This is a genomic window from Paractinoplanes pyxinae (assembly GCF_026626335.1).
In the GTDB taxonomy this organism is placed as follows: Bacteria; Actinomycetota; Actinomycetes; order Mycobacteriales; family Micromonosporaceae; genus Actinoplanes; species Actinoplanes pyxinae.
Genome location: NZ_JAPNTZ010000012.1, coordinates 147,268 through 166,003, shown reverse-complemented (window position 1 = coordinate 166,003; position 18,736 = coordinate 147,268). Strand labels below are relative to the sequence as shown.

Below are 18,736 nucleotides of genomic sequence, written 5' to 3'. Positions count from 1 at the left end.
GCTAGCGGGTTCCTCGGTAGCCGCCCAGGGTGGCCAGGCCGACGATCCAGCCGACGAAGAGCCCGTACGAGGCGCCGTTGCTGGCCGCCCGGAAGGCCGACACCAGCGACGGGTCGGCCAGGAACAGCGTGGTGAACAGGGCGGCGAAGCCCGCCGCGAAGACGTAGGAGGCCCAGCCGGCGAAGAACTGGCTGATCGTGCCGCGGGCCCGGGCCAGCTGCGAACCGGGCAGCAGGTAGAGGAACAGCGCGGTCAGCACGACCAGCAGGATCGCCTTGAGGTCGCCGACGATGATCTCGCGCAGGGAGTCGTCGGAGTCGAAGGACCAGCGCGGCCAGGCGAGCAGGTTGAGGAACCAGCCGCCGGCCGTCTCGGGGTTGGTGTTCTTGATCGCCCATTCGGCATACCAGGGGCTGCCGAAGACGAGAACCAATATGAGCGCGGCCAGCGTGCCCGCACCAGGCGCAGACTTGTAACGGTTACCGAGAGCCATGCGCCGCTAATTTCCCGGCGCGCGGCTCATTTCAAACGACGATTATCGATGACTCTCAGTGACCTTCGTGCTTCTGCAGGTAGTCGATGAACGCGGCCCGCAGCAGGGGTTCGTTCTCGCCGTACCCGTGCCCCTCGAGCTCACGCCAGAGCGCGAACGCCTCGTCGACCGTGGGGCCGATCGAGTTGGGCGCGCCGTCGAGCTCGGCCGCCTCGTCGGCGTTGGGCAGGTGCTTGAAGACCGACCAGAAGAAGCCGACGTCGCGCCGCTCCCGCGCCCGGTGGAAGGCGCGCTCGCGCAGCTCCTCGGTGGGCAGGGCGTCCAGCTCGGCGAAGCTCGGAGAGGTCATGACCAAGAGCATAGGCCGACCCGGCGTACGGTCATTGACCAGTGCCCGTACCCCAGGGACCGGAGTCCCAGCGGTCGGCGCGCGGGGTCGTGGAGGCGGTCGACCAGGTCTCGGGCAGATCGGGCTGCCAGTTGTTGCCGCCGGCGGCCGGGGCGGCGTTCCAGTCGGCCGGGCCGGCCGGGTGCAGCGGCCGCCCGTACGTCTCGACGAGCCGCGTCACGACCAGGCCGCCCGCCAGGACACAGCCGGCGATCGCGAACAGCGAGATGTCGAACTCGCGCCGGTCGGCGTAGTCGAGAAACAGCGTCAGGGCGGCGACGGCGAACAGCGTGCCGAACAGGCCGCCCCGACGCCCGTACGCGCTGGTGCCGGCCAGCATGGCCAGGCCGAGGGCGATGCCCGTCCACTCGAAGCCGGTGCCCGGGACGATCGGCCCGTCGGACTGGGTGGCCAGCAGGGTGCCCGCGGCCACCGCGAAGAGCGAGGACAGAATCAGCGCGCCGAACACCGGCGGCCCCACGACCGCGCCCCGGCGCCTGGCCGGGTCGCCGGTCGGACGCAAACGGCCCAGCCAGCGCCGCACCGGCGTGACCGTGCCCAGGGCGCCCCCGAGCACAGCGAGCACGGCGAACCCGCCGAACAGGAAGAAGGCCTGATCAGTGGGGTCGTAGGTGCCCTGGACGGCGACCGGGGCGACGCGCAGCTGGTCGTAGACGACCACCCCGAGGGCGGCCGCGAGCGTCGCCGCCCAGCCCGGCACGTGCAGCACGAGGACGATCAGGGCGAGCACGATCGCCCCCGCGGCCGCGAAGACCAGCGCCGGGACCATCGCCTTGACCAGGCCCTGGTCGCCCTGCTCGGCGTACTGCAGGGAGGCGGCCAGGGCGATCGGGCCGAGCGCCAGGTTGGGCACGCCGGCCCGCAGGGTCAGGCCCGCGCCCAGTGCCAGCAGGCCGATCGCGGCGCCGGTGACGAGCAGGTCGTCGAGGGCGGGGCGGCGCAGGCTGTCCGGTTCGAGGCGCCACAGCAGGAACCCGATCGCCGCTGCGGCCAGCAGCAGGATCACTTCCCAGCCGAGGTGGATGCCGAGCCGGTCGCGGCCGTCCTCGTCGGCCTCGGCCCGGCGCAGCACGTCGGCCGTGGTCTCGCCGGCGCCGTCGAGCTCCTCGGCCCGCCGGCGCTGCTCGGCCGCGGCCAGCGTGTTGGCCCGGTAGGCGGCCGGATCGGTCGGGGTGGGATCCTCGGTCTGCCGACGGTAGGTCGAGTCGTCGTACGCCATCGTCGCGCCTCCTCGTGTGCGCCCACCGTGCGGCATCAGACGCACGCCGCCCAGAGCATACGGATACGAGTCGGTCTCAGTTCAAGGCCGGAAACAGGGGGTGGGTCGCAGGCCTCAGAGTAGGCCGGTGGGTCGACCCGGCTCGTTCTCGTCCTTGGAGTCGGGCTGCTCGGGGATGCGGCAGGCCCGCTCGAGCCAGAGAGCCGCGCCGACCAGCGCCGCCGCCGAGACCGCGCCGCCCACGGCGACCGGCAGATCGTTGTGCGCGGCCTGCGTGGGCTCCATGGCCAGCCAGGCCAGCAGGCCCACCGAGAACCCGGCCGAGATCGCGCCGACCAGTGAGGACGCCTTGGCCAGGGCGACGTAGCGGGCGACCGCGAGCGGGTCGACCCGGGGCGCGCCCGGCTTGCGCTGGATGCGGGCCGCCGTGTTCTGCGCGAGCAGGCCCTCGGCCACCGCGAGCACGGCCAGGACGATCACCGGCGACCACGGCAGGTCGGGCAGTGTCGAGTACGAGAAGCTGAGCAGCAGCCAACCCACGGCGGCACTGGCCAGGCCCGCGACCACCAGCACGGAGATGCTGGTCGGGCGCATCGACGGGTCCGACTGGGGCGCCTGCGGGTTGCTGCTCACAAAGACGACTCTAGTGCGAGATCGGGTCGGGCCGTCAGACCGGCGAGGTCGCCCGCCACCTCGGGCGTGGCCAGCAAGGCGGCGACCGGACCGTGTCCGGGCAGGACGGCATCCGGCTGGATGTCGAGCCACGGCCGCAGCACGAAAGCCCGCAGGTACGCGCGGGGGTGCGGCAGGGTCAGGCCGGGGTCGTCGCTGAGCACCGGCCGGCCCTGAGCGTCCCAGACCGTGATGACGTCGACGTCGAGGGTCCGCGGGCCGAAGCGGCGCTCCGGATCGCGTACGCGCTCGGCCGCAGTTTCGATGGCCTGGGCGCGCTTCAGCCAATCACGGGGCTCCGCTTCCGGGTCCGAGACGAGCAAGACCGCATTGAGGTACGAGGGTTGGTCGGCGTCACCCCAGGGCGGGGTCTCGTAGATCCCGGAGCAGCGCTCGACCACCCCGCGCAGCGCGGCGACCGCTCCCCGCAGGTGCTGCTCCCGGTCGCCGAGGTTGCTGCCCAGGGAGAGAACGGCCCGGGTCACGCCCGGCTCCGGCGCAGGGTGACCGCCACATCGGCGAACTCGAGCGGGATCGGGGCCTGCGGCTTGTGGACGGTGACCTCGGCCGCCGAGACGCGCGGATCGTCCAGGCAGGCGGTCAGCAGCCGATCGGCCAGCGTCTCGATGAGATTGACCGGCTCCCCGCCGACGATCTCGGCCAGGCGCCCGGCCAGCTCGCCGTAGTGGACGGTGTCGTTGACGTGGTCGCTGGCCACGGCCGGCCCCAGATCGAGGTCGAGGTGCACGTCGATCACGAAGTCCTGGCCCTGCTCGCGCTCGAACTCGAAGACGCCGTGCCGGCCGCGCACCCGCAGCCCGGTCAGCGTGATCCGACCCTCCACCCCGTTCACTCCTTCTCATTCGCGGACACTGTGCGCAGCCGCGGCGAACCGGTCGCGCGCCAGACGGCGAGCGCGTCGGCCGTGGCGGTCACGTCGTGGACCCGTACGCCCCAGGCCCCGGCCGCCACGGCCAGAACCGACGTGGCCAGGGTGGCCGCCTCACGGTCCTCGACCGCCCGCGGGGCGCCGTCCGGACCGGCCAGCAACCGGCCCAGGTAGGTCTTGCGGCTGGCGGCGAAGAGGACCGGGTAGCCCAGATCGATGAGCACGTCGAGGTGGGCGCTGAGGGCCCAGTTGTGCTCGGCCGTCTTGGCGAAGCCGAGCCCGGGATCGAGGATGATCTGCGACTCCCCGACGCCCGCCGCCGTGGCCTCGCCGACGCGTTCGAGCAGCTCGTCGCGTACCTCGGAAACGACGTCGCGATAGACCGCGAGCTCGGTCATGTGCCGCGAGTGCCCCCGCCAGTGCATGAGGATCCAGGGGCAGCCGACCTCGGCCGCGACGCCGGCCATGCCCCGGTCGGCCAGCCCGCCCGACACGTCGTTGATCACCGACGCGCCCGCCTCCAGGGCGGCCAGGGCGACCGCGGCCCGGGTGGTGTCGATGCTCAGCGGCACACCGGCCCGGGCCAGCTCGGCGATGACCGGCACGACCCGCGCGATCTCGGTCTCGGCGTCGACGCGCTCAGCCCCGGGGCGGGTCGACTCGCCGCCCACGTCCACGATGTCCGCGCCCGCCCGATGCAACTCGATGCCGTGCCGGACGGCGGCGTCCACGTCCGTGTATTTCCCGCCGTCCGAGAAGGAATCGGGCGTGACGTTCAGGATGCCCATCACGACCGGGTGATCCATATGCATCAGTGCCCGCCCCGCGACCTGCGCATCCGTCCGCTCCGTCGTCACGGACCGAGGGTACGGCGGGCGGGGTTGTCGCACGTGCGTACGATGGCCCGTAACTCAATTTCACGCACGCCATCACCTTGCGTAACGTTTCGGACGCTTGTAGCCAAGAACGGCGGGCCGTACTCTTCGGAACTAGGCATCATTTGCAGGAACCGGAGAGAGCAGACGAGCATGGCAATGCCCGAACGGCTCACTCGACGCGCAGGGTGGGAAGTAGCACGATATGGGCGATGCCGTGAAGCTTCACAACTGCAGCGTGCCCGGAACCCCCTAGCCGGGCACGGGGAGGTTTACCGATGATCGCCACTGAGCTCGCCACGCAGGCCGCGGCCGTGCTTCAGCAGGCCACGCTAGCCGCGCCCGAACCCAAGGGCATCAACACCGAAGGCATCGTCACCTTCTTCGCCAGCAACATCGCACCGATCCTGCTCGCCGTCCTCGGCGTGATCTTCATCGGCCGGGCGAGCCGGGGCGAGATCTCGAAGGTGCTGACGAGCTCGGCCATCGCCATCGTGGGCCTGGCCTTCATCGCCGGCGCCGCGACCCTGTTCTTCGTCGGCGACGCCCTGATCAAGCTGATCTTCAACTGAGATGCGGCTTCGGACCGACGACGACATCTACCGGGCGCGGCTCGTCTATCTGGGCCCCCCCGGTTACACCCTGCCCATTCACCTGCCCTACGCGCAGTACGGCATGTTCGTGGCGCTGGTTCCGCTGTTCATGTTCCTGCACTACCTGATGACCTTCGAGTTCGATCCCTTCCCCGCGTGGGAGATCGCTCTCGCCATGGTCACCACGTCGTACGTGTTCCGCCATGTCGACCCCGACCGTCCGGCCCGGGTCGTCATCCGGACCGCACTGACCGACTGGCGCCGCACGCGCGAGCCGGCGGTCGAGCGCCGCGACCCGAGACTTGTCGCCACTCGCATCCGGGTTCGGGAGGAGTTGGTATGACCAGTTCATTCGCACGCTCCCACGGAGATGGCGCATGACCGGACCCGTTCCGCACGGTCATCCCCGGGCGGATGCCAACACGCAGGGCAGGCAGAGTAACGGAGTGCGCACGAACCACTACTCCTCGTCAGATTCGGCCGACGAGGGCTCCGAAGAGTTCGTGGCCGCGCCGGAGCACGGCGCGGTCGGGGTCTTCCAGTCGCCGCAGCCGCTGCGGCCGCGCGGGACGGCGGTGGACACGGCGCTCGACATCGATTCGCCGTTCCTCGATCTGTTCGGCGGGGCCGCTCCGCCTTCGCCGATCGCCGCCACTCCGCCGGGTGAAACCCAGGCCCGGCCGAAGCCGCAGCCCGATCCGGATCTCGATTTCGACTTCGGGTTCGACTTCGACGACCGGCCGGTGTCGCCGCCCGGGCCGGCTCCGGTTCCGGTCGAGCCGGTCGCGCCGTCACCGGTCGCGCCGTCGCCGGTCGCGCCATCGCCGGTCGCGCCGTTGCCGGTTGCGTCGTCGCCGGTCGTGTCCGAGCCGGTTACGCCCGAGCCGGTCGCTCCTGAGCCGGTCGCGCTCGCTCCGGCGCCGGTTCCGGTCGACGAGCCGCCGGTCGCGCCGCCCTTGGTCGCCATGCCGCCGGCGTCTCCGCCGCCCGTCGAATCCGCGCCGCCCGCTGTTCCGGCGCCCGCTGCTTCCTTGCCGCCGGTCGCTTCGACTTCCTTGCCGCCGGTCGCTTCGACGCCGTCCGCCGAGGACGGTCTGAACGGCCAGGCCGGCCCCTGGGGCACGCCCGAGCCGGTTTCGCCGTCGCCGTTCAGCCGGGCGCCGATCGGGCCCAAGGCCGACTACTTCCAGGAGTCCGCCGGCGCCGCCACGGCCGCCGATCCGGACTTCGAGGACTGGCCCGACTTCGACAACTGGCCGCCCTCGCCTCAGACGCCGGCCGAACCGGCCGCCCCGGCTCCGGCGTCGACGCCGCCGCTGTGGCAGACGGTGGGTGGCGCCACCGCGACCCCGACGCAGGCCGGGCCGGTGGAGGCGTACGCGCCGCAAGCCCCGCCAGCCGAGGCGCCCCTGCCCGTGCCGGCCACCGACCGGGCCCCGGCCAAGCGCAAGGAAAAGGCCCCGGCCAAGCGCAAGAAAGAGAAGAACCTGCCCGCCCAGCGGGAGAACAAGGTCAAGCAGCCCCGGCCGGTGGCGCTGCGGCCCAACAAGCTCAAGTTCAACGACCGCGACCCGGTCATGGAGCTGGAGATCAGCGAGATCGCCGGCCACCTGACCTTCACCCAGAGCACGGTCACAGCCTGGTACTACCTCCCCGAGGTGCGCTGGGCGTTCCGGCCCGACGCGGAACGCGAGGCCCTGCTCAGCGCGATCTCCGAGCAGTACGCGGGCCTGGCCGGCTTCCGGTTGCACCTGCGGCGTACCAACCGGCCCTTCCCGGCCGACGAGTGGGCCCGTACGGTCGACTCGTTCACGGCCAAGCCGCTGCCCGACGTGCGCGGCGGCACCTCGTGGTCCGACCACCTGGTGGCGGCCCAGCGGCACCTGCTCTCGGTCAACCACGCCGAGGGGCAGACGTACCTGGGTGTGACGTTCGCGCGGCGCTCGCTCGGTGACACGTTCTCGGAGCGGGTTCTGCGGATCTTCGGGCGCGGCACCTCGGACGGCGAGCGGCGCAAGCTCAACCGGGCCGTCGAGCAGTTCGACGAGGTGCTGAACGCGTTCGGCATGCGCGGCCGCCGGGTCACCCCGCAAGAGCTGGAATGGCTGCTGTTCCGCTCGGTGGCGCTGTGCATGGCCCCGCCCGGGCCGCTCTCGCCGGTCACCAACGGGCAGTGGGACACCGGCGACCTGCTGGCGCTGACCGAGCAGGTGGAGCGATATCGGACGCCGTACGGTTCCACTGTGAAGCTCGTGAACCGGATGACCGGCGAGGAAAGGCACGTCGCCGTGCTCTCCGTCGGCCGGATGGAGCCGCTCGAGATTCCCGAGAAGCACGAGCCGTGGATGCACTTCCACGAGCGGCTGCCCTGGCCCATGGAGCTGTCCTCGCGGATCGACATCCTCGGCTCGGGCAGCTCGTTCAAGAATCTGGAGCACCGGCTCCGGATGATCCGGTCGCAGCAGCTCGACTACGCCGAGCACGGCATCGACGCCCCGCCCGAACTCGAGCGCCTGGCCAAGCGGGCGCTGGTGATCGGCGACGAGATGACCACCGGCCTGCCGGTCGAATCGGCCCGCGCCCACGGCTGGCACCGGATCGCGGTCGGCGGCGCCACCCGCGAGGAATGCCTGGAGCGGGCCCGCCGCCTGATCCAGCTCTACTCCCGTGAGCTGCGCATCTCGCTGCAGCACCCGAAGAACCAGGACCAGCTGGCCCGAGAGTTCATTCCGGGTGAGCCGATCGCCAACACGGGTTACGTGCGGCGCATGCCGGTCAAGCTGCTGGCGGCGGCCCTGCCCCAGGCGGCGTCGACCGTGGGCGACCGGCGGGGCGACCTGATCGGGCGTACGGCGGGCACGTGCCGCCGGCCGGTCTTCCTCGACCTGCACTTCCCCATGGAGGTGCGCGAGCGTTCCGGCCTCGGCGTCTTCGTGGCCGAGCCCGGCGGTGGCAAGTCGACGCTGATGGGCGCGCTGGGCTACCTGAACGCGCGCCGGGGCGTCCAGGTGACCCTGCTCGACCCGTCCGGCCCGCTCGCCCGGCTGTGTCAGATGCCGGAACTGCGGCCCTACTCGCGCGTACTGAATCTGACCGGCTCGGAACAGGGCACTCTTGCGCCGTACGCGTTGATTCCCACACCCGTACGCTCGGAGTTCGCCACCGGACCGGCCGGTGACCGCGAGTTCGAGATCGCGGTCTCCAACGCCCGGGCCGAGCGCCGCATGCTCGTCCAGGACATCTGCTCGATGCTGGTGCCGCCGCAGGTCGCCAAGGAGGCGTCCACGGCGACGCTGCTGCGGCACGCCGTGCGTCAGGTGCCGGCCGAAGAGACGTCCACCCTGGACGACGTCGTCCGCACCTTGCAGGGTTTGGACGACGACGAGGGCCGAGAACTGGCCAACCTGCTGCTCGACACGGCCGAGATGCCGCTGGCGCTGCTGTTCTTCGGCTCGCCGCCGCAGCACCTGCTCGGGGCGGACGCGGCGCTGACCGTCATCACGATGGCCGGCCTGCGGCTGCCCGACCTTAAGATCGAGCGCGAATACTGGTCGGCCGAAGAATCGCTGGCCCTGCCGATGCTGCACACGGCCCACCGGCTCGCGGTGCGGCGCTGCTACGGCGGCTCGATGTCGTCGCGCAAGATGGTCGGGCTCGACGAGGCCCACTTCATGGAGGGCTGGCGGTCGGGGCGATCGTTCCTCGTACGCCTGGCCCGCGACTCGCGTAAGTGGAACCTCGCGGCGCTGGTGGCCTCGCAGAACCCGCGCGACATCCTCGGCCTCGACGTGCAGAACCTGGTCTCGACGGTCTTCGTGGGCCGCATCGCGGAAGACCAGGAGATCGCATCGGAGGCGCTGCGGCTGCTGCGGGTGCCGGTGCACGACGGGTACGAGGCGACGCTGGCCTCGCTGTCCCAGGTGGACACGTCGTCGTCCTCCCGGCTCGGATTCCGCGAGTTCGTGATGAGGGACGTCGATGGCCGCGTGCAGAAGGTGCGTGTCGACGTGTCGTACGTTGAAGGTCTGCTGGAGCACCTCGACACCACGCCGACGGCCGCCAAGGCGGCGCCCTCGGTCCCGATGTTGCCGTCCGACCTGGAGGTTTGAGATGGTCCGTCGCGGGTTGGCGCTGCTGGCCACGATGGCCGTCATGGTCGTGGCGTCGATCGCGTGGGCGGTGGCCGCGCCGGCGGCTTCGGCGGCGCCGGCTGGGCTGCCGTCCCGGGCGCCGGGCGGTGCCTGCAGCCTCGAGGAGTGGCAGCAGGATCCGACTGGGTGCGCGGGGCGACTGGCGAAAGTCGGCGAGAGCCGGGCGACCTGCCTGAACCCGCCGACTCCCAGCACACCTGATTCGGGCCTTGCGGGCTGGTTCGCCGAGCGCCCGGAATCGTCGAAGAGCAACGGTCCTCAGGGCCTGTACAGCCAGTACGGATACGCCGGCTACAGCTATACGACATACGACCTGGACAGCGGATGCGCCTCAACGCTCGTCGATCCCGACTATAAATTCGAGACGACGATCGCCAATGGCGAGTTCATGGTGGCAACCGCTGTTATCGGGGCATCCAATGCCCTGCGCGAACGGGCCTGGAATCCGGCGTCGCTGTGGGGCTGGGCTGATCCTCTCGTCGACCAGGCCACCAGAGCCGTGTACGAGAAGGTCTTCAGCGTCTTCGGTGTCATCACGCTGGCTGTCGTCGGCCTCTACCTCCTGTGGCGTTCCAGGCAGGCCGAGATGGGCGCTGCAACCACCACCGCGGGCTGGGCGATCCTGGTGATGGTCATCGTCACCGCGATCGCGACGTGGCCGGTTCGTTCGGCCAACATCGCGGACCAGACACTGGTCACGACCCTTGGCGTCGTCCATGACGCCGTCGGTCCTCGCCCGGAGAAGCCTACCGACTGTGCCCTCGGCGGCGACGCCTGTGAGGACAACCGGCCACCGGCGGTACGAGCAAGCGACACCGCGACCGACACGATGCTTTACCGCAACTGGCTTCGCGGCCTGCTCGGCTCGGCCGACAGCACGACCGCCAAGAAGTACGGCGAAGCGCTTTATGACGCTCGGTCGCTTTCATGGGACGAGGCCGAGCGGATCCGCGCCAACCCTGCGACGCGCAACGGTGTACTGGACGGCAAGAAAGAACAATGGCAACGCGTCGCTGAGCAGATCAAGAACGAAGATCCCGAGGCGTATCAGTACCTTCAGGGCGTCAACGGCATGGACCGAGTCGGTGCCGGTTTCATCGCCGTCTTGGCCGCGATCATGTTCGCGATGTTCGACCTGACGGCGTCGCTCCTCGTGCTTCTAGGCTTCCTGATCTTCCGATGGGCGGTCATCGCCGCGCCGATCCTCGGAACTGTTGGTCTATTGCGTCCGGCCAACGCGGGTATCAAGCGACTCGGCAATGCCGTTGTCGCTGCTGTCTTCAATATCGCCATCTTCGGCACAGGCGCCGCCATCTACCTGTTCGCCGTCGACTTGATCATGAATACGGCGACGCTGCCGGGCTGGCTGCAGGTCGTCCTCGTCTGGTTGGTCGGCGTGGTGGGCTGGCTGCTTCTGCGGCCGTATCGGCGCATCACTCAGCTGGGCGGTAAGGACAGCGCTCGCACGATCGCCACCGGCTCGTGGCACCGCAACTTCTTCCGCGATCTGCGTTCGGCCTCCAAGCTTGAGGGCGCCGACTCGGTGGACGACCGTGGCCAGGTGGTCGCGAAGGGCGGACGGACGGTCTACGTCGACCAAAGCAACCTCAGGCCGGAAGCGCGCCTGGAGGATCCGGCCCACTCGGCGAACCGCGGCAACGTCGTTCCGGCCACCACAGGTGCCCGCGGCGGCACGGCGGGGCCGACGCGGCCGGACGGCAACGAGTCCGTGAGCGACCGGCCGGTGCGCGAGCGCCCGACCCGCGATGACACCCGCGAGCCGGTGACCACGGCACCGACCGCGAGCCGGGCCACCCCGCCGCGCCGGGGCACCGGCTGGACGGAACCGGACGTGGCCGAGCAGCCTTCGTCGTACGCGATCTACCGACCCGAGACCGGCAGCACCACGTCGGAACCGGCCACCCCCCGTATCCGTTCCGAGGCCAAGTGATCACATGCCCCGTTCCCTCGAACTCGGCCTCAACAGAATCTTCCGGTCGCGCTGGGGCGTAGCCATCGTCCTGGGCGTCATCGTGCTGGCGATCGTCGGCCTGGCCCGGCTGTTCTCCGACGGTGACGACTCCCGGCCCTCACTCGGCACGGCGTCGCCCGGCCCGGTGGTGAGCGCCGATCCCAAGGACGACGACAGCGTCCTCGAGACCGATCCGCCGCCGAGCCCGTCCACCACGCCGGGGCGGGCCAAGCCGGAGGCCGTCGCCTACGCGTTCGCCTCGGCCTGGGCCGACCACCAGAACGTCACCCCGAAGGCGTGGCGCGCGCAGCTACTGCCCAACTCGACCACCAAGCTCGCCGACGAGCTGGACGGCGTCGACCCGGCCGGCGTCCCGGCCGAACGGGTGATCGGCCGGCCGAGCCTGGTGCCGGTGAGTGCGACAGTGGTGAACGCCGTCGTCACGATGGACACGGGCAAGCTCAGCCTGCGTCTCATCGCGCCGGACGGGCACTGGCGGGTCGACGGGATCGACTGGTCGTCGTGAGCATTCCCCGGCCGCGCAAGATAGCTCTGCTCGTCGCCCTGGTGGCGACGCTGGCTCTGTTGTGTTGCGGCGGTGGCATCACCGCCCTTTTTGTCGGCAGCCTCACCGACGAGAACAAGGACGGCCTGAACGCGTCGTCCTACGGCTGCGGCAAGGGTGGACCGGTCGACCCGGACACCAAGCTGCCCCGGATCCGGCCGTACGGCGCCGAGCAGATCAGAAACGCGGCGGTCATCATCAACGTCGGCGCCGACCTCAAGATGCCGCCCCGGGCCTGGGTCATCGCGGTCGCCACGGCGATGCAGGAGTCCCGGCTGAACAACCTGGGCAACCTCGGCACGCGGAACGACCACGACTCGCTGGGCCTCTTCCAGCAGCGGCCCAGCTCGGGCTGGGGCTCGCCCACGCAGGTGCGGGACCCGGTGTACGCGGCCACGAAGTTCTACAACAAGCTCAAGACGATCCAGGGCTGGGAGAGGATGTCGCTCACCCGGGCGGCCCAGCGCGTGCAGATCAGCGCCTACCCCGATGCCTACGCCAAGCACGAACCTCTCGCCACCCAGATCGTGAATCAGCTGGCCGACGGCGCGGCCGGAGCGGCCGGCGACTCAGTGACGATGGTGTGCGCCTCCGGCCGGCAGATCGCCGCGTCGGGCTGGACCCGTCCGGTGGGCGCGGTGGTCGGTTCCGGGTTCCGTACCGCGTCCCGCCCCACCCACCAGGGCGTCGACCTGATCGCCGGGAAGCAGACCCCGATCACGGCGGCGGCCAGCGGCATCGTCTCCAAGGTGAAATGCGACGAGGACCACAGCGGGCGGCGCACCTGCAACGTCGACGGCTACCCGGGCAAGGGTGGATGCGGTTGGATGGTCGAGATCCAGCACGCCGGGGACGTCATGACGAGGTACTGCCACATGATCGTGAAGCCGTTCGTCCACGAGGGCCAGGAGGTCACGGCCGGTGAGATCATCGGCCGCGTCGGCACCAGCGGCAACTCGTCGGGCCCGCACCTGCACTTCGAGGTCCACCTGAACAACGACAGGTCCAGCGCCGGCGCCATCGATCCCGTGCGGTTCATGCGCGAGCAGGGCACCCCGCTGGGCGGCGAGGGATGACCGGCGAGCCTCAGCCGGACCCGTTCGCCGGGCACCCCGACTGGCAGCTCGACCCGCCCCGGCCGATAGTGCCGACGCCGGCGACGATGACGGGACAGCTGCGCGGGCGGCGCGTCCTCATCGGGCTACCCGGCCATGGCTGGCGCTCGGACCTTCGGGCCGACGAGAAGGTCGTTCAGGGCAGCCGCACCTACGTGCCGGTCATGACCGAGGGCGAGTGGTATCGCGCCGAGGCCGAGCAGACCGAGATCTTCGCACCGCTCGTGCCGGTGGAACGGGTCTGGGTCGAGGAGTACGGCGTGGCCGGCATTTCGCTTCCGACCGGCGACATCACGTCGCGGCTGGTCTCGCTGGATGAGCCGTCGCGACGTACGCCGGTGCCCGCCCTCGACGCGCCCGCTTTGTCCGGACGCCGTGTCGTCCGCCTGCGCGACGACGGCACCGAGGAACGCGAGCTTCGCGCGGTGACGGAGCTACACACCAACAGCCAGGGCGACATCTGCGCTCGCGTGACAACCGAACTCGACTGGTATCGCTGGGGTTGGAGCGGTCACGCACCTCGGACGCTCGAAGTGCTGGTGCATCGTCTCTGGGTGGAATGACCTACGGAACCTCGGTCGCTCCGCAGACGCGCCAACCGTCCTGGTCGACCAGGCTCAGCCGCCAAGTGTCAGTGATGCGGCCCGATTGCTTCGACGCGGTCTTCACCAGGTCGGTCTCGGCCTCCGCGCGATCGGCGTTCGTCTGGACGGCTATCGTGCCCCAAGAAACACGGATGCCCACCGAGAACTGCTTCTCTCGATTGACTATGTCCGCGCGGTAGGCGGCGATGCTTGCGAAGTCGCCGCCGGACTTGCACTGGTAGAGCGACGCCCGGTCGTCATCGCGGTCGACGAGATAGGCACGCAGAAAGCTGTCGGCGACCGCGTCCGGTTCGGCCCGCTCGATCTTGGTTTCGTCGTCGTAGACCAGCACGGCGATCCCGATCCCGCCCAGGCAGAGCAGGGTCAAAATCCCCGCCCCGAGCGCCAACCACAACCGCAGCCGGCGGTTCCGGGGCTTGGCCACCGGCTCGGCCGCGGGCGTCCCGGCCCCCGGCGGCGGGGGCGTCGATCCGGTCACGGGCTCCTGCGGCTGCACACATACGACAGTAGTGCCTCGGGTCACGTGTCACCCCAACCGCACCCGGAGCAGGACGATCCGTACGACGCGGACATCGAACCGGGCACCGGGAACGCGATGCCCCGGCCCGTCTGGGATAAGTTTTACCCGCACACAGGAGGTGAGAGCGGTGGTGGATTCGGCCTTGCGGGTCCAGCAGGCTGCCGCTTTGCACCGGCAGGCGGTGGCTCTGACCGACGCCGCGTCGGCCGCGCTCGATGCCGAGACCGCCGGCGCCGACCCGCTCGAGCAGCACCGGCTGGCCGAAGAGCTGCGGGCCGCCGCGGGCGCGCTCGCCCCCGGCTGGCTCGGGTCGCCGCTCGACGCGCAGTCGGCCAACACTCCGCTGGGCGGCGTCTACCCGCCCCAGTTCGTGCGTCTCGGCGTCGCCCAGCCGCTCGACGACGCCCGTTTTCCCGCCGTCATCCCGTTGCTCGGCACTGGTCACCTGACGATCGACGCGACCGCCACCGACTCGCGCGTCTTCGGTCTGCTCCGGTCGATCCTGGTGCGTCTGCTGGCCGCCGCGCCGGCCGGGTCGTTGCTCGTCCGCGCGGTGGACGGCATCGGCGGCGGCGAGGTCTTCGCGCCCTTCGCCGATCTGCAGGACGCCGGTCTGCTGTCGCCCCCGGCCACCGACCGCCAGGGGCTGCGCGACGTGCTCGCCGAGGCCGAGAAGTGGCTGCGTCCCGGTCGGGGCGCCGCCCCGCGCCGTAGCCGGCGTGACCGCATGATGCTGGTCGTCATCGCGAGCCTGCCCGAGCTGACCGAGGGCGAAGAGTTGCGCCGCATCGCCGCGCTCGCCCAGCAGGGCCCCGATTCCGGCCTGCACCTGATCGTGGCGGGCTGGCCGCCCCCGCCACTGACGGCCGAGACCACCCAGGCGCCTCTACCTCGTACGACAATGGTTTCGGTCCGCAATCCGTACGCGGTGATCGGTGACCCGCCGGGGGCTACCTATGGCTCCACGAGCGACGTGTCGTGGCTCAACGCCCCGGTCTTCCTCGACGAGGATCCGCCGCCGCATTTGGTCGACGCCGTGTGCCGCGAGCTGGCCGCCCATTCGGCCGCCGCCACGCAGGTAACCCTGGCCGATCTGCTGCTCGAACCGGGTGAGCAGCTGTGGCCGGGCGACGCCGGCGAGGGCCTGAGCACGGTTGTCGGCCACGACGGCGACACCCCGCTGGCGCTGCGCTTCAACGACCTCACACCACATTGGATGGTCGGTGGGCGGTCCGGTGCGGGCAAGACGGCTTTCCTGGTCAACGTGCTCTACGGCCTGTGCGCCCGGTACAGCCCGGCCGAGCTGGCGCTGTACCTGCTCGATTTCAAAGAGGGCGTCACGTTCGCCGAGTTCGTGCCGACCCAGCGTGACCGCACCTGGCTGCCGCAGGCCCGCGCCGTGGGTGTCGAGGCCGACCGCGAGTACGGGTTGGCCGTACTGCGGGAATTGAACGCCGAGATGTCACGGCGCAACACGGCGTACGAGCGAGCGGGTGTCTCCACCTTGACGGAGTTGCGCGCGGCCGCCGCTGAGGACGGCCTGAAGCGCCCCCTGCCCCGCATTTTGTGCGTGATCGACGAGTTCCCGGCGCTGCTGGCCGGCAACGACCCGGTGGCGACCGAGGCTACGACGCTGCTCGAGTCGCTGGCCCGCACCGGTCGCTCGTGCGGCATCCACCTGGTGCTGGCCAGCCAGAACGTCGCCGGGCTGGAGGCGCACTACGCCAAGCGCGACTCGTTCTTCGGGCAATTCCCCGTACGCATCGCGCTGCCCGGCGGGGGTGACGTGCTCGAGCCCGCGAACGATTCGGCGGCGGGCCTGCCGCTGGGCACCGCGGTGGTGAACACGGCGGGTGGCCTGGGCGGCCCGCGCGGCGCCACCCGCGGCCACGAGCGGATCATCCGCTTTCCCGATCCGCACGCCGACAACGAGCTGCTGAGCGACCTGCGGCACCGGCTGTGGGGCGCCCGCGACCCCGAGTCCCAGCCGCCGCGCATCTTCGCCGGCTACGCGCATCAGCACCTGGCCGACGACCCGACGTACCGGGCCGCGCTGGCCGGTCGCGGCGCCACCCCGACCGCGCTGGTCGGCCGCCTGCTCGACGTCGGCCTCACCACCGCCGCCTTCCCGCTCGACAGCACACCCGGGCGGCATCTGGCTATCTTCGGGTCGCAGGCGTCGGCGTCCGAGGTGCTCGACGCGGCGGCGCGCAGCGTGGCCGCGTTCCACCAGCCCCGTACGGCTCGCTTTGTCATTGCCTCGCTCGTCGCCGAGGGCGACCGGCTGGCCGAGGCCCTGGCCGCCGAGATCGGCCATCGCCAAGAGGTGACGCTGGTCGACGCGGCCGGTCTCGCCGCCGAGCTCGATCCGGCCCGCCCCGGCTACCGCGTGGTCTTCGGGATGGACGCGGCCTCCCCGGCCGGCCTGACCGGGTTGGCTGCCCTGCTCAGTGAGGGTCCGGCTCGCGGCGCCCACCTGCTTTCCTGGTGGCGCGATCCCCACCGGTTCGCCGACGCGGCCGGTCACGACGAGGTGTCCGGTCTGCTGTTCCTCAACGTGCCGCCGGCCGAGGTGTCGGCCATGATCGGCCGTACGGTCGCCTGGCATCCCCGACCCAACCGGGCACTGCTGCACGACCGCCGGGACGACCGCACCCTCACCGTCATGCCGTTCCTCGATCCCGGCGTGACCGACGATCCGGGTGATCCGCGGTGACCGATCAGCAGCAGGCCACCGGCGCCATCCCGGCCCAGCCCACGCCGCCGGCGCCGGGCCCGTGGGCCGACTATCTGGCCGCCGCCCAACGGTTGGACGCGGTCCGCCGGGCGGCGAGCGCGGCCGCCACCGAACACCAGGCGGCGGTCACGGCCGCGAGGCAAGAGCTTTCCGTCGTACGGGCCCGGCTGGCGGCCCAGGAGGCCCGGCTGGGCCGCGAGCTGGCGGTGCCTCCGGCCGAGCTCATGCCACAGCCCGTCGACCGGGAGGTGGCCGCTCAGACCGCCTCCGGCAGCCCCGCCGCGGCCCTCACCGCCCTGCAGCAGGCCCGCCGCACCGCCGAGGCCGGCGACGCCCTGCTGACCGAGACGGCCCCGGCCCGCCGGTGGCGCCCGTGGGCCCGCAACTTGTTGATCTACGGCCCGTTCGCCGCGGTCGTCCTCATCGTGCAGATCGTGCTCTACCTGGTCGCGTCGCCCGGCTCGGTGCCCACGTACGCGCTGCTGTGCGGCCTCAGCATGCCCGTGCTGGCCTTCGGCCTGGGCTGGGTCACGATCGGCTTCGTCTACGGCGGCGGCCCCGAGCCGGTCGACCGTACGCCGATAGTCGGCGCCATAGCCTGCCTCACCCCCGTCCTGCTGACCTGCATGGGCGTGGGTCTCGCTTCGTTCTTCAATTAGAGGCGCCCTTCAACGGTCGTCAGGCCAGCGCGGCCGTCAGGTCGATTTCGACCAGTTGCCCGCCGAACCCGAGCGCGGCCACCCCCAGCAGCGTCGACGCGGTGCCGAACGCAGGCGCCAGCGGCGACGCGTTGAGCCGATCCCAGACCGAGGCCAGCACCGCCGTCTCCGAACTGACCACATAGATCACCGAGCGCACGACGTCGCCTGGCTCAGCCCCCGCCGCCGCCAGCACGGCCAGGCAGTTGGCGATCACCTGATCGGTCTGGGCGTCGAAATCCCCCGGCTCCCCCACCACTTTTCCGTCGAGGTCGAGCGGGCACTGCCCGGCCAGGTGAGCCAACCGCCCGGCCGACGAGATCGTCACATGCGAATAGCCCGGCGGCTCGTGCACCGTAGCGGGATTGAATTTCTCGATCATCCCGCCAGTATCCCCCGGGATAGCGTGTACGGATGGAGATCGATCCCGTCGCCCACAACCGCGCGGCCTGGGACCGGGAGGTCGACCAGGGCAACGAGTGGTCGCGGCCGATCTCAGCGGAGACGGTCGCCCGGGCGCGGGCCGGCGACTGGTCGGTGGTGCTCATCGGCTACGAACCCGTCGACCGTTCCTGGTTCCCCGCCGACCTGGCCGGCGTGGACGTGTTGTGCCTGGCCTCCGGCGGCGGCCAGCAGGGCCCGACGCTCGCCGCGGCCGGAGCCCGGGTCACCGTGCTGGACAACTCGCCTCGCCAGCTCGAGCAGGACGAGCTGGTAGCCCAGCGGGACAACCTGCCGCTGCGGACCGTACTCGGCGACATGCGCGACCTGTCGGCGTTCGCCGATTCCTCGTTCGACCTGGTCTTCAACCCGGTCTCGAACCTGTTCGTCCCCGAGCTCGCCCCGGTGTGGCGGGAGTCCTTCCGGGTGCTGCGACCGGGCGGGACGCTGCTGTGCGGCTTCCTCAACCCGGACCTCTACTTGTTCGACCACGAGGCACTGGACGAGCGAGGCGAGCTGGTGGTCCGGCACAAACTGCCGTACAGCGACCTCACGCACGTGCCGGCCGAGGAACGCGCCCGCCTCTTCGGCGCCGACGCGCCACTGGAGTACAGCCACAGCATGGCCGAGCAGATCGGCGGCCAGCTGGCCGCGAGCTTCATCATCACCGGTTTCGAAGAGGCGCCACACCACTCGGACGCCACCGCGGACTGGCTGCCCGGCTACTTCGCAACCCGAGCCATCAAACCCTGACGGACTTTTTGCCCCTAACGCAGAGCCCA

19 protein-coding genes are annotated in these 18,736 nt (G+C 70.9%); 10 read left to right on the top strand and 9 right to left on the bottom strand.

From position 1 onward, the window contains the following. Position 1: 1 nt before the first annotated feature. From OWR29_RS31705 to folP, 7 genes are all read right to left on the bottom strand, one after another. On the bottom strand, positions 2 to 493 hold the full coding sequence (locus tag OWR29_RS31705; RefSeq protein ID WP_267567044.1) for a hypothetical protein: 492 nt from the start codon (positions 491 to 493) through the stop codon (positions 2 to 4). Between the two features lie 55 nt (positions 494 to 548). Next, positions 549 to 842 (bottom strand): hypothetical protein, encoded by a 294-nt coding sequence (locus tag OWR29_RS31700; protein ID WP_267567043.1) that lies wholly within the window; start codon positions 840 to 842, stop codon positions 549 to 551. Between the two features lie 31 nt (positions 843 to 873). Then, positions 874 to 2,121: an ABC transporter permease gene (locus OWR29_RS31695; protein ID WP_267567042.1), complete on the bottom strand. Its 1,248-nt coding sequence runs from the start codon at positions 2,119 to 2,121 to the stop codon at positions 874 to 876. Positions 2,122 to 2,235: 114 nt separating this feature from the next. After that, positions 2,236 to 2,715 (bottom strand): DUF3180 domain-containing protein, encoded by a 480-nt coding sequence (locus tag OWR29_RS31690; RefSeq protein ID WP_267567202.1) that lies wholly within the window; start codon positions 2,713 to 2,715, stop codon positions 2,236 to 2,238. A gap of 35 nt (positions 2,716 to 2,750) precedes the next feature. Beyond that, complete coding sequence (folK, locus tag OWR29_RS31685; RefSeq protein WP_267567041.1) at positions 2,751 to 3,278, bottom strand: 2-amino-4-hydroxy-6-hydroxymethyldihydropteridine diphosphokinase; 528 nt, start codon at positions 3,276 to 3,278, stop codon at positions 2,751 to 2,753. Next, complete coding sequence (gene folB / locus OWR29_RS31680) at positions 3,275 to 3,637, bottom strand: dihydroneopterin aldolase (RefSeq protein ID WP_267567040.1); 363 nt, start codon at positions 3,635 to 3,637, stop codon at positions 3,275 to 3,277. Before folB ends, folK begins: the two co-directional genes overlap by 4 nt. A 5-nt stretch (positions 3,638 to 3,642) precedes the next feature. Continuing rightward, a complete protein-coding gene (gene folP, locus OWR29_RS31675; protein WP_267567201.1) occupies positions 3,643 to 4,494 on the bottom strand; it encodes a dihydropteroate synthase in 852 nt (283 codons plus the stop codon). A 341-nt stretch (positions 4,495 to 4,835) separates the two neighbouring features. Between folP and OWR29_RS31670 the strand changes: the two genes are divergently transcribed. From OWR29_RS31670 to OWR29_RS31640, 7 genes are all read left to right on the top strand, one after another. Further along, a complete protein-coding gene (locus OWR29_RS31670; RefSeq protein WP_267567039.1) occupies positions 4,836 to 5,129 on the top strand; it encodes a hypothetical protein in 294 nt (97 codons plus the stop codon). 1 nt (position 5,130) lies between these two features. Further along, complete coding sequence (locus tag OWR29_RS31665; protein ID WP_202990866.1) at positions 5,131 to 5,493, top strand: hypothetical protein; 363 nt, start codon at positions 5,131 to 5,133, stop codon at positions 5,491 to 5,493. A gap of 103 nt (positions 5,494 to 5,596) precedes the next feature. Then, positions 5,597 to 9,259, top strand: a complete 3,663-nt coding sequence (locus OWR29_RS31660; RefSeq protein ID WP_438872682.1) for an ATP-binding protein — start codon at positions 5,597 to 5,599, stop codon at positions 9,257 to 9,259. A 1-nt stretch (position 9,260) separates the two neighbouring features. Next, complete coding sequence (locus OWR29_RS31655) at positions 9,261 to 11,252, top strand: MFS transporter (RefSeq protein ID WP_267567037.1); 1,992 nt, start codon at positions 9,261 to 9,263, stop codon at positions 11,250 to 11,252. Between the two features lie 4 nt (positions 11,253 to 11,256). Then, entirely contained in the window at positions 11,257 to 11,799 is a 543-nt protein-coding gene (locus tag OWR29_RS31650; RefSeq protein ID WP_267567036.1) for a hypothetical protein, read from the top strand. Then, a complete protein-coding gene (locus OWR29_RS31645; RefSeq protein ID WP_267567034.1) occupies positions 11,796 to 12,914 on the top strand; it encodes a M23 family metallopeptidase in 1,119 nt (372 codons plus the stop codon). Before OWR29_RS31650 ends, OWR29_RS31645 begins: the two co-directional genes overlap by 4 nt. Then, on the top strand, positions 12,911 to 13,516 hold the full coding sequence (locus OWR29_RS31640) for a hypothetical protein (RefSeq protein ID WP_267567033.1): 606 nt from the start codon (positions 12,911 to 12,913) through the stop codon (positions 13,514 to 13,516). The genes OWR29_RS31645 and OWR29_RS31640 overlap by 4 nt, the downstream gene beginning before the upstream one ends. Position 13,517: 1 nt before the next feature. On the opposite strand, the gene OWR29_RS31635 is transcribed toward OWR29_RS31640, so the two are convergent. Beyond that, a complete protein-coding gene (locus OWR29_RS31635; RefSeq protein ID WP_267567032.1) occupies positions 13,518 to 14,054 on the bottom strand; it encodes a hypothetical protein in 537 nt (178 codons plus the stop codon). A gap of 151 nt (positions 14,055 to 14,205) precedes the next feature. Between OWR29_RS31635 and OWR29_RS31630 the strand changes: the two genes are divergently transcribed. Together OWR29_RS31630 and OWR29_RS31625 are read left to right on the top strand one after the other, a co-directional pair. Continuing rightward, complete coding sequence (locus OWR29_RS31630; RefSeq protein ID WP_438872681.1) at positions 14,206 to 16,794, top strand: FtsK/SpoIIIE domain-containing protein; 2,589 nt, start codon at positions 14,206 to 14,208, stop codon at positions 16,792 to 16,794. After that, a complete protein-coding gene (locus tag OWR29_RS31625) occupies positions 16,791 to 17,474 on the top strand; it encodes a hypothetical protein (protein ID WP_267567030.1) in 684 nt (227 codons plus the stop codon). Before OWR29_RS31630 ends, OWR29_RS31625 begins: the two co-directional genes overlap by 4 nt. A 19-nt stretch (positions 17,475 to 17,493) precedes the next feature. Here OWR29_RS31625 and OWR29_RS31620 read toward each other — a convergent pair whose 3' ends face one another. Further along, positions 17,494 to 17,895 carry a RidA family protein gene (locus tag OWR29_RS31620; protein WP_267567029.1) on the bottom strand — a complete coding sequence of 134 codons (402 nt, stop codon included), beginning with the start codon at positions 17,893 to 17,895 and terminating at the stop codon, positions 17,494 to 17,496. Between the two features lie 32 nt (positions 17,896 to 17,927). Between OWR29_RS31620 and OWR29_RS31615 the strand changes: the two genes are divergently transcribed. Continuing rightward, entirely contained in the window at positions 17,928 to 18,707 is a 780-nt protein-coding gene (locus tag OWR29_RS31615) for a class I SAM-dependent methyltransferase (RefSeq protein ID WP_267567028.1), read from the top strand. Positions 18,708 to 18,736: the final 29 nt, after the last annotated feature.

Excerpts from the sequence above, each read along its gene's own strand:
- OWR29_RS31705 (WP_267567044.1), bottom strand. The coding sequence starts at position 493 with ATGGCTCTCGGTAACCGTTACAAGTCTGCGCCTGGTGCGGGCACGCTG.
- OWR29_RS31700 (WP_267567043.1), bottom strand. The coding sequence starts at position 842 with ATGACCTCTCCGAGCTTCGCCGAGCTGGACGCCCTGCCCACCGAGGAG.
- OWR29_RS31695 (WP_267567042.1), bottom strand. The coding sequence starts at position 2,121 with ATGGCGTACGACGACTCGACCTACCGTCGGCAGACCGAGGATCCCACC.
- OWR29_RS31690 (WP_267567202.1), bottom strand. The coding sequence starts at position 2,715 with ATGCGCCCGACCAGCATCTCCGTGCTGGTGGTCGCGGGCCTGGCCAGT.
- folP (WP_267567201.1), bottom strand. The coding sequence starts at position 4,494 with ATGCATATGGATCACCCGGTCGTGATGGGCATCCTGAACGTCACGCCC.
- OWR29_RS31670 (WP_267567039.1), top strand. The coding sequence starts at position 4,836 with ATGATCGCCACTGAGCTCGCCACGCAGGCCGCGGCCGTGCTTCAGCAG.
- OWR29_RS31665 (WP_202990866.1), top strand. The coding sequence starts at position 5,131 with ATGCGGCTTCGGACCGACGACGACATCTACCGGGCGCGGCTCGTCTAT.
- OWR29_RS31655 (WP_267567037.1), top strand. The coding sequence starts at position 9,261 with ATGGTCCGTCGCGGGTTGGCGCTGCTGGCCACGATGGCCGTCATGGTC.
- OWR29_RS31650 (WP_267567036.1), top strand. The coding sequence starts at position 11,257 with ATGCCCCGTTCCCTCGAACTCGGCCTCAACAGAATCTTCCGGTCGCGC.
- OWR29_RS31640 (WP_267567033.1), top strand. The coding sequence starts at position 12,911 with ATGACCGGCGAGCCTCAGCCGGACCCGTTCGCCGGGCACCCCGACTGG.
- OWR29_RS31620 (WP_267567029.1), bottom strand. The coding sequence starts at position 17,895 with ATGATCGAGAAATTCAATCCCGCTACGGTGCACGAGCCGCCGGGCTAT.
- OWR29_RS31615 (WP_267567028.1), top strand. The coding sequence starts at position 17,928 with ATGGAGATCGATCCCGTCGCCCACAACCGCGCGGCCTGGGACCGGGAG.